The sequence below is a fragment of the Mesorhizobium sp. WSM4904 genome (assembly GCF_029674545.1).
GTDB lineage: Bacteria > Pseudomonadota > Alphaproteobacteria > Rhizobiales > Rhizobiaceae > Mesorhizobium.
The window spans coordinates 2,412,906-2,430,378 of sequence record NZ_CP121354.1; the positions used below are offsets into that span (position 1 = coordinate 2,412,906).

Consider the following 17,473-nt stretch of genomic DNA (forward strand, 5'->3'; position numbering starts at 1 on the left):
AGCTGTCCTTCGCGGGGCGGGTTGCGAGGTCTCATAAGCTCACGGGCGGCGTCGACGCGCTGCCGCGCCAGACGATCGCGGGCGGCTTGCTTTGCCGCCCGTTCGCGTATCCGGGCAAGGGTGGCAAGCGGCGCGCTCGCGCGTTTGAGTTCGCGATAGACGCGCAACCAGACCACTCATGTGCCCAGACTTGCGGCTGGACATCGCAGTCCGCGTGCGATTGCCGGCGGACGGAAGAGCGGAGTCTCTATTGGAATTAGGACAATCCTCCCGAAATCGGCTCTGCGTGCCTGTTATTCGGATTGTGTCACAGTTCTATTCAATCGATGCGCTCAAACAGATAGGCAAGGACGCTTGCCCCGCTACGACCGGCACTCCTCCGGTTCGCTAGACAAGCGCCCGGCTCCACGCTTAGCTGCCAGGGCAGTTCAGATCATCAGGGAGCGCTTCAGCGTGAAGGGATACTGGCTCATCGTCGGAACCGAGATTTCGGACCAGGAAGCGCAGGCGGAATACGGCCGGCTCTGGAAGCCGATCGGCGAAAAATACCAGGCGCGAACCAACACGACGAAGCAGCCGCCGCTGCTTGTCGAGGCGCGCGATGCCAAGCGCATGGTGCTTGTGGAGTTTCCGTCGCTGGAGATCGCCAAGGCCTGCTACGCCGACCCGGCCTATGAAGAAGCCATGCGCTTCGCGCTCAAGGCGTCGAGTCGCGTGCTGGTGATGTTCGAAGGGGACCTCGGGTAGCCGGCGGGCGTAGCGCCACTGGAGAACCGCTAACTTGCGCTCGATCCGAGACGGCCATCGCCATGGCCGTCCGCAACAATTCAAGGGACGTCAAAAGCGGTAGTTTAGGCTCAGAGAAACCGTATGGGTGCTGGGCTTGACGAACGTTGGGCCAACCAACGCACTGTCGTCCTCGAAATTATGGTCCGAGAAATGCGCGTAGGCGTAATCAACGCCAACAACCCATTTGTCATTGAGCGCGTAATCTGCGCCAACACCGATCGTCCAGCCGGTATAAGTCCGGTCAAACTTGGTATCCCCAAAACCGAGAATGCTATATCCGGTATCGTGCAGGTGCAGGAAGGCCACGCCGCCCTTAACGTAGGGGAGGAAGTTGCCCATCGCATATCCGGCCCTCGCGACGATATCGCCTTGCCAATCGGCAGCGGTCTCGAACGTTTCACCGTCGATCGTCGGCACTGTCTTCTTGTTGAACACCGCAACCAGACGAGCCTCCGCTCCGAGAACGAAATTGTTGTCGAATTGATACTGGTAGCCTACTTGGCCGCCAATCGATGCCGATGTGCTATCGCCATCATATCCGGTGGGATCATAATTCGGGATCGTCACATCGCCCTTGAGGAAATTGACGCCGGCCACCGCGCCAATATAGGCGCCTGTCCAATTGTAGGACGTGGGCTCGACTGACAATGCATCCGCAGCAAAGGCTGACGAACAAAACCCAACAAGCATTGCCGACGTGAGTAGAACCTTCCCCATAACTCGCCTGTCGCTCCGATCCGCCATTGCACCTAAGAGTTTGATAGCATGGTTTTCAGGAGTTGCGCTGTAACACAGCGGCAACAGTGGCGCTGGATGAGGCGTGGCGAGAGATTGCTTCCGACACCGCGAGCAAGGTTCGGACCCTACAAAAACCCGCAAGCCGGAGCCAGCGGGTGATAGGTTGGCTTTGTCTCGCCCCCGTAGGGAGCTAGCGAACTATAATGGCGCAGCAAGCCGCGTGCACTTTCGCTCATTCCAAGACGTCGCCTGCCCACGCCGCCGCTTGCGCCAGGCAGTGGCGGAAACCGCTGAGTTATTGGAAGGATGGTGGGCGTGACAAGGATTGAACTTGTGACCCCTGCAATGTCAATGCAGTGCTCTCCCGCTGAAGTCGCCTTCGCTCCTATTGAAAGACTGAATAAATTCAGCTGCTTACGCAGTCTACGATCTTTCCTAGCTACACGCAATCCCAAGCAAAGAGGAAGGTCTCCGGCCTTCGGTGTGACCGGAGTGTGACCAACATTGAGAACTTTACACAGCGCTTTAAGTGAGAACGTACATGAGATCGCCACACAGCCCTTCCTTTCCGGGTTGGAAACTTCCTTGAGGCCGGGGGCGACAGGTGACAGGCCCCGGGGGTATCCATGTGTATGTACCGACGACGTGGGCGCCAGTTTTGCAATCTGTAAACTTCTAGCTTGAACGCCCTATCGGGGGGCAGTCCGTTGTTTGGGTTTAGACAGACGTTCCTCAGGCCACAAACCGGTCCCACAGGCGTTTCGCTGAATCAAGCAACCAATTCCCACCAGAGTACGCTGTTCCGGCGCTGGGACCTATCTCTGGAATTGGCTCGTCAGGTGCGTTGCCTGTCCGGTCACCCAGTCTGATCTCAGTGTTCTTCCCTGAAGAATCTGTTTTGGCATGACCAAGCAGCTTCTCCCTCAGACGGTAGCCCTCGTATTCAGGTGCCTCCCGCTTTGCCAGGAAGAGCTTCATGCCAAGGCTATGTCGTTCGTCTCCGTGTAGCTCTTCCTGATCCGCCAGCAGGTCGTCAAAGAGGCTTCTTGAGTGTTTCAAGGATATCGTCCAGCCTCCCATTCTCTGCCGGTAGGCGTCTAGCATCGTAGCGGATAGTTCGTCGGCATAGCCCTCAGTTACGATGAAGCTGTCATGAACGGGAAGGACTGGAACCCCTGTGTCCATCATCGTCATGATCACGTCTTCCGCAATGTCAGAATCCTGCCGTTGAAGCCGAATGCCTTCTCCAGAGCGGAAGAACTTTGCAATTGGTTTGTGCTTCGCAAGGACCGCTTCCTGTAGGTCCTTCCATGACACGCCCTCTGGTAGCTTCGACCTGAGAGGAGCTTCGATGTGTCCCTGAGCGTTGATCATCTTAAGGGTAGTAGTTTTCACAAGGTCACGAAACTCCTGCCCGAAGCCATCGAGAATGTATGCGTCACCTTCAAGCTGTTGGCCCACCTTCGCGTAGAGCATTGCCAACTGCATGTTGGAGAAATCGACCTCGACAGTGGGCATGCCGTTGATCGTTATGAAACGACGATACGCCTTCGGAACATTCTGCCAAAATCCACCATAGAAGCGTCCACCCTGATCAAACCTTCTGTAATTGAAGATACGATGCAGGCTCTTCCCGGAAACTAGATCTATTAGGGGGGACGCCGAGCTGGGCCTACCGAATTCATCGAAGCCGGATTTTGTTTGGTCCGCTAGGGAAGCCATCTCCTTCTCGGAGACGAAGAGATTTAGACGGATGTCTGATATGAATGAATTGTACCTGTGCAAGGAGGCCTCCATGGCCAGAGTTTCAGTCGTATGCTGAAATTCCTCGAATTCGCTCCCGTCCTTTGACGATCCTTTTCGGAGGCGAATTATTGGGAGATTGGCTCTATCGAAAGCTATGTCCCGTATGGCAATGTATTTATTAGTCTCAAATGTGTTCCTATTAATGGGTATGTATTCATTACATATAGATTTATTTATATAGTCATCAATTGACGTAATTAATGAATCCGATGCCATTACTATGGTTGTATATCCTTTTCCTAGCTCTACACCGAAGTTCCCTCCTCGTTTATAAGCTAGCGATGGAGTGGAACCTGTCAGATAGTCAACAACCTTGCGAACGGCTCGAATGCCAAGTTGATATGGGTTGAATTGCCCTTTCTTATAGCCATTGTTGCCGAGATAAATCTGCACACAACGTGATGGATGTAAGGCGTGGGCTCTGAGAAGATTAAATAATATGACGCTGAGAGCCGTTTTAACGTTCTCGACCGCGTCTTTCTTTCGTCGCTTTCCGGCTTTTGCTACTATGCTCTCAGCAATGGGCCAAAGATATGGATCGAACAAGGAAGACAGCTTCTGAGAGCGATCTAGTCTCGGGCAGTTGCGGTCATAGATCATGACTCTACCCGGGCTGGCAGTTGAGCCAATTGGCCTTTGACCTCAGGAGATACGTCCCCGACCTTTTCCCTGATCGCGCGGCATAAACCCGCCTTTGACCTGCAATAGCTCCTTGCCCTCCAAGCTGGCCTTCCGTTGTAAGAACCCTTTCGTTTTTGAAGAATCCACTGGATCCCGTCGTTGCAGACTATAATTCTCCATTCAGCGTTTATTCGAATGACTACCTTAGAGTAATAGTCACTTTTCTATTTTTCACCTGAGCCATCTATATCGGCATTTGTTATTAATTCGATATCCTCCATATTTTTGAAATTTAGCGCAGTTTGCGTGGATCTGATTCCTCTTAAAGTTGAGCGGAAATCTTCCTTTCCGAATAAGCGGGAAAGAACGAAATGCAGCATATTGTTCTCCTGTTAACAGGCGCATGAGAGATGCTGACGAGCGCTTCGGGTGCTCATCGTCGTTTTGATTGGGATCGAACGGAGAACGTCACGTGCTTGACTTGCACGGAAACGCTGAAGAACTCAGCTAAAGCGGCTTCACCGCATCCTGTAGATCATCCCGCTCTAGGCTTTCTAGCCTTCTGCGCTACAGAATTCAGACGATAGATGGGAAGCGCTTTGCCCTGCGCAAGGCAAGCGGTCCAAAATTTTACGCCCGCACCGTATAAGCGCCCGTGTTGGCCAGCCGGAGGCGTTCCCATGATATTTTCCACGCCTCGAAACCGTGCCTGAGGCGCCTCGTAGACCGGTCCCGCACTGCCTTGGAGGGTTCGAGCCTATTTGGATGCGAAGGGTAGGATTGTCCCTCTGTGGGACCGCTCCCAAGGGGAGAGATACGAACGCATCATTGTAGGTATGGCAGCCAGAAGGGGGCGAGATATGCGACTAGTGCGGCCGCACCATACGCTACGGCTAGTGTGCCGGCGACCCATGCACAGACAACCAGAACCCGGGCGATAAAAACGGACAAGCGCCATTGAAACATTTCGTGGCGAGTCAAGGGAATGTTCCAGCCGGGTGGATAGAACAGCTCTTCCTTCTGGGCCTTCTCTGGACGCCTATTGCCAATGCGTAGGTATATGCGAATGGGAAAAAATGACCGGCGCGGTTCGGTTTTGTCGTCGCTCATCAATCTATCGTTGCTCATCGGTTACCCCTCCCGAGACGCGCGTTGGACGGCAGTTCGCTTTGTTCAATATATCGAGGTGCGAATTTTGAGCAACTGGGTTCGCTTCCGGCATGGACTTGCGGGAAGTGCTTGCTGCAAATTTGCGTCGGTTGAGGCACCTAAGGGGGCTGTCTCAAGACGATCTTGCGTACGATGCAGGTGTCAGCCGGAGCTACCTCAGTCAGATCGAAAAGGGCAAATACTACGCAAGCCTAAAGTTCATAGGCAAACTTTCGGTCGTGCTCCAGGTTGAGGCTTGGGAGCTTCTTAAGCCATCAGAGACCAGCCCTAGGGAGTAGCAAGGTGAATGACCTAAGCGATCCTGAATGGCTAAGCGCAATCCGGCCATGATGATGCTCTATGAGCTGGCTCATGCTATAGGCCTATTAAGAGGCTGAGCCCTGAATTATGCGGTCGCCGTACCGCTCTAGTAAAAGACGGATCACGTTAGCGCTTGCGAATGCTGCGTCCCTTTGATGTCCGTCATTCTTGTGTGGATCAGCGTAGTCACAAACGCCCTTGAGCACGAATGCAACAGGCGCTGGCCTGTCGGCCTGGTAGGCGGCGCTGTAGATAGCGTAGGACTCCATATCGATCGCACACGTTTCGCGGTGCTGTGCCTTGATCTCTGCCGTCACCTCCTCATCGGCTATGACGGCGGCACCGGAAGCCATGGGACCGATCGCGACCTTGAACAATCCCAATTTCTGGTCTGGCGCTTCTAAGGATATTTTCGCAAGGGACGCCCTGTCGGCCTTCAGCTGTTCAACATGGGCGCGTACGATGCTTGGCGGAACGTGTTGGTATGCTGCGCCGAGGAACTGGGTAGTATTCTTATCCGTAATATACTTGCCGCATTGCCAATCCCACGAGGGGTCAGCCAGGACTACATCCCCCAAGTTCACCTTTCCCTTGATACCTGCGCAGATGCCGGCCATCACTAGCACCTTGGGCCTCATGCGATCAATTACGCGGGCTGCGGTCAAAGCAGTCGGGACCATCCCCATTCGGCCTATCCCAAACGCCATTACCGAATGTGAAACGCCGCCAACTTCAAATCGCCCACGATGTCCAAACGTGACTTCGTCAATCGGCTCAGCCGCTACAAAAGACCAAGGTAGTCGAAGAACTTCGGAAAGCTCTGGCTCGGCCAGCGCGCAGATGATTGCGACATCAATTCTTGAGTCAGCTGTAGCCCTGTTCTTTGACTGGGCGATCATATATCGGACGCAATTGACTATTTGTGTATACCACTCGTCGGTTGTTTCATCATAGTCAATGATCGTCCACATATTCTTCCGAAATATATCCGACGCGCCCTCAGCAGCTTCCCTGTCCGCAGATATTCCCACGATCCGTTTAGGTCGCTGTATTTCTTCAGAGTCGCCAATCTCCATCAATAGTTGAATTGAATTATCAATAGACGCCTCCTGCTCCGGGAAGAATGGAAGTAGGATATCGATTATTAACAGATCATAAGTCGTAAGTTTCAGACGGTTTATTCCGTCAGACGCGGACGTCACGATGTCGATCGAACCGCGGTCAACACCAACGTCGATCACAGGGGGGAATAGTTTCTCATATTTTCGCGGATTGTCGTCGACAATGAGTATCTTCACGACTTTTCCCTCCTCAACAAAACGGTTCTAATCAGAGCCACTAGGGGGTCTTTCCAATCATCAAAAGCCGAATTGAAATACAAAACCCCCTCGACCATTTCGGGAAACTCTGCCTTCAACTCCGCCTCAAGTTCGCTGATGCCAACGAAGCCAGAGCCTTTCGGGAACGCCTCGTAGCCGGTAACGACTATGATAGGACACGCTATGCCAGAAAATTTCATATGACGGATGACTTCAATGCCACCGAAGCCTTGCGGCCGTCCTCCTCCTTCGCGCTCGCCAATATCAAAGGTGGGAAGGGACATGTCCAACAGCAGTACGTCTGGTATGCGCTCGTCAATTATATCAATAGCTGCGGTAACAGAACGGGCAGTTTCGATACAGGCTGACGGAAAGACCCCCTTCACGTACTGCTCGATGTGGCGCTGCTTAAACGGCTCGTCCTCAACCAACAGGATGACGCAGTCCATCATAACAACCTACTCAGCCAACCAAGAGTATTGCACAAACAGACGGAATCTTCTCTCAGGAATGAACCCGAATTCCAACCTTCCCATACTTGATTGTCGAATTATCGGCGATAACTTTATAAATCCGGAACCTTCGTCGTTTCTAGATCGTTTACCGGTTGCCCCTTTTTTGATCATCTCCCGGATTTCTTTCATCCGGGCTTCGTGCTCTTCTATGTTGAGCTTTGGGGACACGCTATTGATAATCTCAATTCGAAGCGCACTCTTATCGCTATTGAGCGAGCAATTGATGCTCACAAGCGGGTCTGTTAAACCCGCGTTATGCTTGCGCATGTTCCCGAAGGCGACCCATATCGCGTCATTTATAAAAATCAAATCCGACGCGCCAACCACAACATTGTCGCTTACGTTATAGACAATTCGCGGTTGGAGAACTCGGTTCGACTTCAATGCTGATTCCACTGCCACGTCGATTGCTACTCGCAAGGTGAAGCGGTGCTTTGAAGTTTCTGTTTCAGGACGCTCAAACCAGGCCTCCGTCTCTCCTAACGCCGCCTGTAGTTCGGTTGTCGCTTGGGAGATTGACAAGCTGAACTCCTGAAAGGCCGAGTCGTGTAAAACCAAATTCCCGATGTCGATCCGCAGCTTGTTCAGGGCCTCTGAAAGGCCCATCTTCAGATCCTCGGAAATGATTCTCTTAGCGGTCTCCAGACTTCCGGCCAGTACGCCCCAGAAAATGGCAAAAACCGTCCGCAGGAAATCGTCGATAGTCTCATCGCTCCTGGATAGCGCGCGGGTGACCACTAGGAGCGGTGACGAAATCACGATGTCAAAGATGCCATCGGGTTTTTCTGCTGATCGAGCATGGAACCGCCGGTCCTTGATGTCGTTTAGTTTCTCATCGAAGAATTTTGAGAAAGCTTGAAAATGTTCGTCGATCCGGCGGTTGTCCGATAGCGGCGTTAGGCGACCTAGCCAATATGCATTCGGGTTGTAATTTGAATGCCCTGTTGCACGGGTGGTAATTATATGACGGACCTCAAGGGGATCACGCACCCTTCCTACAAACGATTGATGCCGTATACGTTTGCTCACATAGTAATCGAGCCCATATGACGAATTATGCAGAAATTCCTCTTTAATCTCTCCAACCAGAGCTATCAAAAGGCCGTCGGCCTCCCCAACCGGAGTGAAGACTAGCTCACGAGAGACCTTCCCGGACTGAGATATTTCCTTAAGAAGCTGATCATACATGTCGCCATCGTCAACATCGATGTCGTTGAGATCGCGATAACGAAGAAACATTTGTCCTAGAGAACTTTTAGCCCATCGACCTATCGAGTCTGTATCAACATAAATACGATTCCTGTCGATGATCTCCAAGCCTTCATTGATTCGCATTCGGTGAGTGATACTAAATATCTCGCCATCGTATTGAGCAATATTCTTCTCATCAATAGAAGCAAGCACGCCGCAAATCGCTTGTCTCTCAACCATCACCTCTTTCGAATTTTGAAATAAGCCAGAGACGTCGATAGTGCTTGGTACGCAAACGTACCATAAAAAGTAAATCAATATGTCCAACGGGTATTCGCTAACGTGGTCAGCTACAGCAGACGGCTTTTTCCACGTTGTCGATTTTAGGAAGCGCGATGTTGCAAACCTCAAAATGGAGGCATGCAAATCGCTGTTGGAAATCTTGTGAAGATAAAAGATGGCTACGATCGTTTGCATCGTAAGCCCTAGTGCTCGATAGTCGGAAAATTGATACGCTCCAATGGCTTCTACAATCTGCTTTGGGGGCACTGATCCGGGTGCGATGGCCTCATTTGCAATAAGCTCTATGAGGGCTGTGCGATCACCCATGCCATATCGGCACCTGAACAGCAGCGCATCTGCAAAGTGTCGGATGGAGCCGGGAACATCCTGGCTATTGACCGTCGTCACTAGACAGTCGCTAGCCGCGTCGTGCTCCTGAAGCTTCTCTAGCCAAAAAGATTGCGCCCAACTGGACGTTATCGGATTGAGGAGCTTTGAATCGCTCGTTAAACCTGTATCTAAGATGCGCCAGGCGGCGGTCGTGGGACCGGCTTGTGTTGAAAGTCCCTCGCTTTGGAGAGTGACACTCTCGGGTCCCAACACTTCCGAATTCAGATCCACCAGATGTAATGCCGGTTGTGCCGTTATTGACTTTGTCTTCATCTCGGAAATGAAATCGCAGATCCCTTTGAATGGTGCCAAGCCAGAGAGGTTCAAAGCGATGCGCTCAGCGTCAGTCCCTTCCGAAGACGCAAGAAATCCGTTGATGAATGACGCGGATAAAGCCTTCGCAAAACTCAAAGCCCCCGCCTTGCGCCGAATGAACCGTCTATTTGGCAAAGATAGCGCCAGCGCGGCGTAGATAATTTGCCAAGGATCGCTAGCGCCAAACGTCTCCCGAAGGGCAGCTCGCGGGGCATTCTCCGGGGCTGTCCCGAATAGGATATCACCTATTTGTGATTCTCGTGTCTCAAATTGGCTAGTGTCAACCTTCAGGCCAAGGGCAAGACGAACCTTTTCTAGGCGGTAGTCATGGACTTTAAGTAAATCGACAGCAGAGGCGATATGCATCATCTGCTTTTTGTCGAACGACAAACGAATTGATTCTTGGATATACGATATGAAAGTCTCATATATATCGATGATGGGGCCTTTCTGCTCCATCATTAGTATTTTAGACACCTCTTTAGGATCCTCTGGCCATTCGTTAAATAGATGAAACCGAGTGTATGCTGATAATTGTGCGGTTACAAGTTTATCAAACCTCTTATCAACCTCACTTCTGAATGCGGATATAGACGTTCTGTCCTCATTGCGGACACTAATATAGTAAGCTACGTACTGCAAAAATCCACGTCGATGTTGCCGTCTAATATTTGCTACGTATCTCTTATGACCTTCCAGGCCATTGTGTAGATGTTCAAGCGCAATTCTAAGCTTAGTTGACCACAACGAATCGCCAATAAGATTGCTGATTTCATCGACGGCCTGGATCGCTTGGCCTATTTCACTCGTCATTACAAATCTAGTAGCAATGTTTTTTCGGCGAACAAAGTCATCGACAGCTTTTCGCTCGAGATTTATTCTTGAGACCAGCCATAGTAATTCTTTTCTAAGTGCAATTCTGGGACCGCCGGGGCGATGGTGCAAATAGTCTGTATTAATTGGCTTGTTGAAAAAAGACGGTGTCTTGAGGCGAATGTAGTTGTTGGCCCAGTCGAGAAAGTGCGAGAAGTCGCTTTCTCGCAAAAACTTTCGCGCCTCCAAATAGCAGTCGTTTATCGCTATTCGATAGTAACGAAGATCTTCCTCAGGATTTGGAGGTTTTTTAAGCTCTTTCTTGCCGGTTTTGTACCGGGTCTTGCCAACATAATCAGAGACAGCTCCGCGGATGCGATTCTGCATCTCTGCCATGCCATTATATGCCATTCGAATTTGCTCTGAGTCGAGAAATGATTGCACTTTGTTTAGGGCAGATTTGGATCCCCTTCAACACGTCGGTTTATTGCGCGAGTTGAGATGCTGAGACGCGATCAATTTCCCGTCCCATTTAATTGGATGCCGTCTCTTTGAGCCTATCCAACGCGGCAGGGGTCAGCTCGGTTTAATTTAGTTTTTGTGCGAGTTTGCCTCTGTCAGCGTGCGCATATCGCAGCAGCATTCGAATGTCCCGATGCCCACTGATTGACGCTACCTCTGGTACGGTAAGGCCTTTCTCGAAAAACCGGGAAATCGCCTCATGCCGTAGGTCGTGGAAGTGCAAATCGTCAACCTTTGCCCGCTTCGCCAGCTTGTCCCATGCAAGGCGTACTGCAACCGGGGTGATCGGAAAAATACGTGCATTCTGTACTCTGGCCTTGTCGTTCATCGCGGCAATCCTTGTCTCAAGGATTTCCACCGCCAGCAACGAAAGCGGAATGGTCCTTGAATGACCGTTCTTCGAATCCCGAATGGTTGCCGTGCAGCGCTCAATGTCCACGTCACGGAACCGCAGGGCAATAATCTCCCCCCTTCTCATGGCCGTTTCCAGCGCCAGCCTAACGATTGGGATCAGCAGGGGGTTTCTTGTCTTTCGCCCTGCTTCCAGTAGCTTTGCGAACTCGCCTTCCCTTAGCCGTCTATCCCTCTTGTTATCCGTGACCTTCAAGGCAAGGTCGGTAAGTGGATTGCTGCGGAGGGGGAGATTCCAATCCAGCCTTGCGATCTCAAACATGTTGCTGAGCGGAGCGATTTGGCGCTTTAGCGATTTTGTTGTGATCGTTTTCAGCCGCTCGTCTCGATAGGTGGCAAAGTCGGCTGTTGTCAGTTCCGAGAGACGCTTTTTGCAAATCTTGTGCCGCAGGAAGGCTTCGAGAACGATCCTCTCGATTTCGGCCCCTTTCTTAACGGGCACGATTTCGTCAATATATCGCTGGACAAGCTTGGCGAGGGTGATCCTCTCCAATTCCTTTCTGTCAGGTCCAAGCTCTGCCCTGTCTGCCAGTCTCTCTTGGTGCCTTGCCCATTCCTTGGCGTCTGCAAGGAGTGTGAATGTTTTGGTTGAGGGGGCAACGCCCGTCCTGCGAACCTGCACCTGGTATTTGTTGCGGTGCTTCCGAATTGTGGCCATGACGAACCCTTTGCTGTGACCAGAGTGTGACCAGCAGCCAAATCCAGGGTCTTTCGATGGAGTTTCTTGTGATAGCTAACCTTTTGAAAACGCTATCAGAAGAAGGATGGTGGGCGTGACAAGGATTGAACTTGTGACCCCTGCAATGTCAATGCAGTGCTCTCCCGCTGAGCTACACGCCCATCCGAAGCCGCGCATACACCATTTTTGGTCCGGCGCGTCAATAGCGGGAATAAGAAAAGAAAGCTCCGTTTTGCCGCAGCGGCGGGAGGCCGATGCCCGAAGCGCGTCGCGTCGAAAAGGATTTCGAGCGACGCGCCTCAGGTCTCTGTTTCATGCATGTCGTATCCCAAAACCGCGGCACGCTTTTGGGCGACATGCATTGGCCGGAAAATCTCTCAGGCGGCCTGCAACATCTTCTCGACCTCGTTGACGAGGTCGCGCAGGTGGAACGGCTTCGACAGCACCTTGGCGTCCTTGGGCGCCTTGGAATCCGGATTGAGCGCGACGGCGGCAAAGCCGGTGATGAACATCACCTTGAGGTCCGGATCGATCTCGGTGGCGCGGCGGGCAAGCTCGATGCCGTCCATCTCCGGCATGACGATGTCGGTCAGAAGCAGCGAGAAAGGCTCCTCGCGCAGCCGCTCATAGGCGCTGGCGCCATTGTCGAAATCGCTTACCTGGTAACCGGCTCGTTCGAGCGCCTTGACGAGGAAGCGGCGCATATCGTCGTCGTCTTCCGCCAGCAGAATGCGTGCCATCATATCCCGTCCGAATCACCCACCCCAAGCCTGCCGCCGGGCAAGGCCGTTAACCATCCTGTATATGAGGAGGAGACGGTAAACATCAAGTGAACGTTGGGTTGGTGCCTACCACCTCGCGCAGCCTTTTGGTGAGGCCGAAATGCTGGACATGCCGGACGCAAGATGGCAGTTTTGCGTAATGATGCAGTGCTTGATCCTGGTTCGTTCAAATTGAAGACGGCAGCCGAGGATTTTTCGGTCGTACCACCCTTCGAAATCCGATCGGGCGCCGAGCAGCGCGTACCTTTCCTGTTCAATTCGCCGCATAGCGGCCGCCACTATCCCGAGCGCTTCCTGGCCATGGCGCGGCTCGACCGCAACGCCATTCGCCGGTCGGAGGACTGCTATGTCGATGAGCTTTTCGGCGGCGCCGTCGCGCTCGGCGCGCCGATGCTGGCGGCGAACTTCCCGCGCGCCTACCTCGACGTCAACCGCGAGCCATGGGAGCTCGATCCGCGCATGTTCGCGGAGCCGGTGCCGTCCTTCTGCAACATCCGTTCGGCCCGCGTCGCGGGCGGCTTGGGCACGGTGCCGAAGCTGGTGGGGGAGGGGCTCGACATCTATCCCGGGCGCCTGCCTCTGGCCGAGGCCGTGGGACGCATCGAGGCCGTCTACAAGCCGTATCACGAGACGCTGAAGCGGCTATTGACCAGGACTCACGCCAGGTTCGGCTACGCCGTACTGATCGACTGCCATTCGATGCCGGCCAGCATCCGCGTCGGCGACAATGGCGCGCGGCCGGATTTCATCATCGGCGATCGCTTCGGCATTTCAGCGTCCGCGGCTCTGACCGAGACGGCGATCGGCCTGCTCACCGGCATGGGCTACGCGGTCGCGCACAACAAGCCTTATGCCGGCGGCTTCATCACCGAGCATTACGGGCGGCCGGCGCGTCATCTCCACGCGCTGCAGATCGAGGTCAATCGCGGACTTTACATGAACGAGCGGACGTTCCAGAAGTCGGCCGGCTTCGACACGCTGGCCGACAACTTGACGCGGTTTTCGGCCGAGCTGATGTCGATGCCCGACCACAATTTCGTCGACCTGCCGCTCGCCGCGGAATGATCGCAACCCGACGTTTCGCGGCTTAAAAAAAGACCGCATCGCTTTCACGACACGGTCGAAGTCTAGGGAGGAAACGCCCAAGGAGGGCATGGACAGGATAAGCTGTCCGAGAACAAAACTATTGTGCGATGCACAAATGTCAATCGACTTCGGGCTTTTTTAATTCAATATGATGTGCAAATTCCGTTTCGACGGCTGAGGTGTGACATTCGGGCAACAAATGCGCGATGCCTGACCGGCCTTTGCGCCTTTGCTCCGGGCAGAAAACGGCGGCCGCCGGCTGCCGCAAGGGGAGAGTGAGTTGGATATCAGCATCGACTTCATGCGGCGCATCGCGCGTGCCGCCGCCGCGGAGACCTTGCCGCGCTTCCGCAGCCAGGGCGCGGTCGCCAACAAACTGGCGGAAAGCTTCGATCCGGTGACCGAGGCCGACCGCGAGGCCGAGCGGGCGATCCGGGCGCTGATAGCGGCGGAATACCCCGATCATGGCATCCTCGGCGAGGAGCATGGCAGCGAAAACCTGTCGAGCCGGCATGTCTGGGTCATCGACCCGATCGACGGCACGCGCGCCTTCATCTCCGGCTTGCCGGTATGGGGAACGCTTGTCGGGCTGACGGTCGACGGCGATGCCGTCGCCGGCCTGATGTCGCAGCCTTTCACCGGCGAGCTGTTCTATGCCAATGCCTCCGGTTCGCACTACGAAGGCCCGGGCGGTCCGCGCGAGCTCACGACCCGCAAGACGACGGACCTCTCCAAGGCGACGCTGTTCACCACCACGCCGGCGCTGTTCAAGGGCGAGGCGCGAAGCCGCTACGACCAGTTCGAGAAGCAGGTGCAACTCGCCCGCTACGGCACGGACTGCTATGCCTTCGCGATGATCGCGGCGGGAAGCGTCGACATCGTCGCCGATCCGGGCTTGAAACCCTACGACATCGTGGCGCTGATCCCGATCATCGAGAAGGCGGGCGGCGTCGTCACCACCTTCGAGGGCGGGCCTGCGGAAAACGGCGGCGACATATTGGCGGCGGCGACGCCGGAATTGCACGCCGCGGCGATGGCGGCGCTGCGCGGCTGATCATCCGGCGTGCCTCAGTGTCTGTGCGCGGTGGAAACCACAGCGCGGAAGGAGCCGCTCTCTCAGCTGTCGGCGGGCCGGGCGTCGGTGCGACGCAGGCCCCACAAAATGAGCGCGAAGGCGGTGAGGCCGGTCGGCGCGGACGAATAACCGACGACCTTGATCACGGCTTCCTGAAACGCGCTCCCGTGGGAGGCTCCAGCCGCCAAAGGCATCGTCTCGTTGCCGGCTCCCCAGGCGCTGGCGATCACGTAGGCCGCCAGGATGGCCAAGGCCGAATAGATCAGGAGCCAGAACGCGACCCGCGACGTCGCCGCACCGAGATTGAGCCTGGACCATGTGAGACCCAGCGCCAGCAGGAGAACGCCTTGCAGGGCGCTAAGCGTGTGTGCGGACAGTCCGAGCCGCGGCGCGGCGAGGTAGGGTATCGCAAACCCTTCGAACGAGGAAAACAAGAGCAGGGCGACGCCAATCTGCAGCAGACGGTGCCCCTGACGTGACAGCGTGCTCGATGCGTCCATGGCCGTCTCTCCCATCTCCAATTGGCGTCTGACCTCTTTGGGCAGCAACTAGCGCTCGACGGCTGGACGGGAATAAGGCGCCGCGCCGCGCCGAGGGCATGACGGCGGGCTGGGCCAATCGGGTCGTGAAAACTCGCTCGCTGTCGTGACCCGCGGTGCGCCGGCGAAGCGGTCAAACAGCGTCGCCGGTTCCCGGAATGAACGCATCGAAGGCCGCGAGCAGTTGCTCGCGGAATAGATCCTTCTCCTGCAGTATCTCGTGATGCGCGCCGTCGATCATCAAAAGCGAGCCGACGCGCAGCCGCCGGGCATAGGATTCCACCGCCTTGGTCGAGACGACCTGGTCGGCGCCGGCCGCGACAATCAGCATCGGCACCTGGATCCTTGCCATGAAATCGGGATCGCTGACCGCCTCCGCAGCTTCGGCGGCAGCCTTCAGCCAGCGGATGGTCGGGCCACCGAGCGCGAGCTGCGGCCAAGCCCTGTAGATGTCGGTGTTGCGCCGATAACGCTCCGGATCGGACGTCACCTTGTTGGTTTCGAAGGGCGTCGGCAATTTCGGGCGCGGCCCCCAGGCGGCATAGAGGCGGCCGAGGCCCAGCGCGCAGAATACCGCGCAGATGCGCCGCACCGTGGTTATCGAAACCGACAGGTCGGGTACGGCCAGGAAGGGGGCGATCAGCACCATGCGGCGGACCCGGTTGACCATCGAGGGCGAAGCGAGCAGCGCGATCACCGCTCCGGTCGAGTGGGCGAGAATGTAATAGGGGCCGCGGCAATCCGGCAGCACGATCTCCTCGAAGAACTGCTCGAGGTCGCTCGTATAGTCGCGGAAGCTGCGAACATAGCCGCGCTGCCGGTTGCGCAGCAGGCGGCTGGAATCACCCTGACCGCGCCAGTCGAGGATGGCGACGCCGAAGCCGCGCTCCGCGAGGTCGCGGATGGTCTCGAAATATTTCTCGATGCATTCGTTGCGGCCAGTCAGCAGCACAACCGTGCCTTGCAGCGGGCGGGCGACCGCGGCGAAGACGCCGTAGCGAATCTTCCTGCCGTCTCGGGTGGTGAAGAAGCCACCGGCAGCGTTCTTTGGCGGCGGATTGCCTTCAGTCAGATAGAAAAGATCCGTCATTCGGCGCTTCGTGATTGTTCTTTGCCCGAACGGGCCAGGCGTTGCCATGGTGATAGACGGCCATGCGCCAAAAGCAAAGGCGTCGCGGGGATTTGCGCGGCTTTCACAAAACAGCGAGGGCGTGAAACGGTAAGGCCGGAAGCGCCTGCGGCGCGCTTCCGGCCTCTGTCGATCCGGGAGGAAGGGACGTTGCACCCGGTTCGGCCTGGTCGCGGCGTCCCGATCGAGGCGCCGCATGTCCGTAATCCTGGCTGCAGCTTAGCGTCACGTGGCTGAACGGATGCCGAAGCCTCGGTTCATCTGGCGTTCATCGGGCAGACGGATCGAAAGGAACTTGACCGCGCAAAGTTCTTGAAAAGGCCTTTTCCGCTTCCCAAATTGAGATTGCGGCCGCCGATCGTCGGGGCCGCTGGCCCATCCGGAACGCCTTTCGAGGGTTTCGCACCGGGTCAAACGCAAACCATGTTGCTCAACAGGAGAACACCTCATGCGTCACGTTGATTTTTCCCCGCTTTATCGCTCGACCGTCGGCTTCGACCGTCTGTTCACCATGCTCGACTCGCTCGGCCAGCCCGAGAGCGCGCAGACCTATCCGCCCTACAACATCGAGCGCACCGGCGAGAACGCCTATCGCATTTCGATGGCGGTTGCCGGCTTCTCGGAGGACGAGATCTCGATCGAGGCGCACCGTAACGTGCTGACCGTCAAGGGCGAGCGCAAGGAAGAGAACAACGGCGAGGTTTCCGAGCTGCTCTATCGCGGCATTGCCTCGCGGGCCTTTGAGCGCCGCTTCCAGCTCGCCGACCATGTCGAGGTCGAGGGCGCCACGCTGAAGAATGGCCTGCTCTTCGTCGACCTCAAGCGCAACATCCCCGAGGAGTTGAAGCCGCGCAAGATCGCGATCACCTCGTCTTCGGACAAGGCCAAGCAGATCGAGGCCAAGGCCGCCGCGTGATCCGCAGGCTCCATCTGGAATATGTCTCCCTCCCGAGACGGAAGCGGCGCCGAGAGGCGCCGCTTTTTTGTCGGGCCGGCTACGC

The 17,473-nt window shown here is 55.4% G+C and carries 16 protein-coding genes and 1 tRNA gene; 5 read left to right on the top strand and 12 right to left on the bottom strand.

What is annotated here, in order from left to right; translation table 11 throughout:
• Positions 1 to 453 precede the first annotated feature (453 nt).
• Positions 454 to 747 carry a DUF1330 domain-containing protein gene (locus QAZ47_RS11535; protein WP_278233306.1) on the top strand — a complete coding sequence of 98 codons (294 nt, stop codon included), beginning with the start codon at positions 454 to 456 and terminating at the stop codon, positions 745 to 747.
• A 90-nt stretch (positions 748 to 837) separates the two neighbouring features.
• On the opposite strand, the gene QAZ47_RS11540 is transcribed toward QAZ47_RS11535, so the two are convergent.
• The 4 genes from QAZ47_RS11540 to QAZ47_RS11555 all read right to left on the bottom strand — a co-directional run bounded on the left by QAZ47_RS11540 (position 838) and on the right by QAZ47_RS11555 (position 5,082).
• Positions 838 to 1,506, bottom strand: a complete 669-nt coding sequence (locus tag QAZ47_RS11540; RefSeq protein WP_278233307.1) for an outer membrane protein — start codon at positions 1,504 to 1,506, stop codon at positions 838 to 840.
• Between the two features lie 753 nt (positions 1,507 to 2,259).
• The gene (locus tag QAZ47_RS11545) at positions 2,260 to 3,933 is read right to left on the bottom strand and encodes a hypothetical protein (RefSeq protein WP_278233308.1); all 1,674 of its coding nucleotides are present in this window, start codon (positions 3,931 to 3,933) and stop codon (positions 2,260 to 2,262) included.
• Between the two features lie 245 nt (positions 3,934 to 4,178).
• Positions 4,179 to 4,334, bottom strand: a complete 156-nt coding sequence (locus tag QAZ47_RS11550) for a hypothetical protein (protein WP_278233309.1) — start codon at positions 4,332 to 4,334, stop codon at positions 4,179 to 4,181.
• Positions 4,335 to 4,779: 445 nt separating this feature from the next.
• Entirely contained in the window at positions 4,780 to 5,082 is a 303-nt protein-coding gene (locus QAZ47_RS11555) for a hypothetical protein (RefSeq protein WP_278233310.1), read from the bottom strand.
• Between the two features lie 92 nt (positions 5,083 to 5,174).
• On the opposite strand from QAZ47_RS11555, the gene QAZ47_RS11560 reads away from it, so the two are divergent.
• A complete protein-coding gene (locus tag QAZ47_RS11560) occupies positions 5,175 to 5,402 on the top strand; it encodes a helix-turn-helix transcriptional regulator (RefSeq protein ID WP_278233311.1) in 228 nt (75 codons plus the stop codon).
• A gap of 87 nt (positions 5,403 to 5,489) precedes the next feature.
• Here QAZ47_RS11560 and QAZ47_RS11565 read toward each other — a convergent pair whose 3' ends face one another.
• From QAZ47_RS11565 to QAZ47_RS11590, 6 genes are all read right to left on the bottom strand, one after another.
• Positions 5,490 to 6,722, bottom strand: a complete 1,233-nt coding sequence (locus tag QAZ47_RS11565) for a hypothetical protein (RefSeq protein WP_278233312.1) — start codon at positions 6,720 to 6,722, stop codon at positions 5,490 to 5,492.
• Positions 6,719 to 7,192 carry a response regulator gene (locus tag QAZ47_RS11570; RefSeq protein ID WP_278233313.1) on the bottom strand — a complete coding sequence of 158 codons (474 nt, stop codon included), beginning with the start codon at positions 7,190 to 7,192 and terminating at the stop codon, positions 6,719 to 6,721. The genes QAZ47_RS11565 and QAZ47_RS11570 overlap by 4 nt, the downstream gene beginning before the upstream one ends.
• 9 nt (positions 7,193 to 7,201) lie before the next feature.
• Positions 7,202 to 10,660 (bottom strand): hypothetical protein, encoded by a 3,459-nt coding sequence (locus QAZ47_RS11575; RefSeq protein WP_278233314.1) that lies wholly within the window; start codon positions 10,658 to 10,660, stop codon positions 7,202 to 7,204.
• A 175-nt stretch (positions 10,661 to 10,835) separates the two neighbouring features.
• Positions 10,836 to 11,840 carry a site-specific integrase gene (locus tag QAZ47_RS11580; protein WP_278233315.1) on the bottom strand — a complete coding sequence of 335 codons (1,005 nt, stop codon included), beginning with the start codon at positions 11,838 to 11,840 and terminating at the stop codon, positions 10,836 to 10,838.
• A gap of 107 nt (positions 11,841 to 11,947) precedes the next feature.
• Positions 11,948 to 12,022, bottom strand: a tRNA-Val gene (locus QAZ47_RS11585).
• Positions 12,023 to 12,238: 216 nt separating this feature from the next.
• Positions 12,239 to 12,601: a response regulator gene (locus QAZ47_RS11590; RefSeq protein WP_006199474.1), complete on the bottom strand. Its 363-nt coding sequence runs from the start codon at positions 12,599 to 12,601 to the stop codon at positions 12,239 to 12,241.
• A gap of 165 nt (positions 12,602 to 12,766) precedes the next feature.
• Between QAZ47_RS11590 and QAZ47_RS11595 the strand changes: the two genes are divergently transcribed.
• Together QAZ47_RS11595 and hisN are read left to right on the top strand one after the other, a co-directional pair.
• Positions 12,767 to 13,708, top strand: coding sequence for an N-formylglutamate amidohydrolase (locus QAZ47_RS11595; RefSeq protein ID WP_278233316.1), 942 nt, complete (start codon positions 12,767 to 12,769; stop codon positions 13,706 to 13,708).
• Between the two features lie 301 nt (positions 13,709 to 14,009).
• Positions 14,010 to 14,783: a histidinol-phosphatase gene (gene hisN / locus QAZ47_RS11600; protein WP_278233317.1), complete on the top strand. Its 774-nt coding sequence runs from the start codon at positions 14,010 to 14,012 to the stop codon at positions 14,781 to 14,783.
• A 62-nt stretch (positions 14,784 to 14,845) separates the two neighbouring features.
• Here hisN and QAZ47_RS11605 read toward each other — a convergent pair whose 3' ends face one another.
• Together QAZ47_RS11605 and QAZ47_RS11610 are read right to left on the bottom strand one after the other, a co-directional pair.
• Positions 14,846 to 15,304 (bottom strand): hypothetical protein, encoded by a 459-nt coding sequence (locus tag QAZ47_RS11605; protein WP_278233318.1) that lies wholly within the window; start codon positions 15,302 to 15,304, stop codon positions 14,846 to 14,848.
• A 172-nt stretch (positions 15,305 to 15,476) separates the two neighbouring features.
• On the bottom strand, positions 15,477 to 16,433 hold the full coding sequence (locus QAZ47_RS11610) for an alpha/beta hydrolase (protein WP_278233319.1): 957 nt from the start codon (positions 16,431 to 16,433) through the stop codon (positions 15,477 to 15,479).
• Positions 16,434 to 16,920: 487 nt separating this feature from the next.
• On the opposite strand from QAZ47_RS11610, the gene QAZ47_RS11615 reads away from it, so the two are divergent.
• A complete protein-coding gene (locus QAZ47_RS11615; RefSeq protein ID WP_278233320.1) occupies positions 16,921 to 17,388 on the top strand; it encodes an Hsp20 family protein in 468 nt (155 codons plus the stop codon).
• Positions 17,389 to 17,473: the final 85 nt, after the last annotated feature.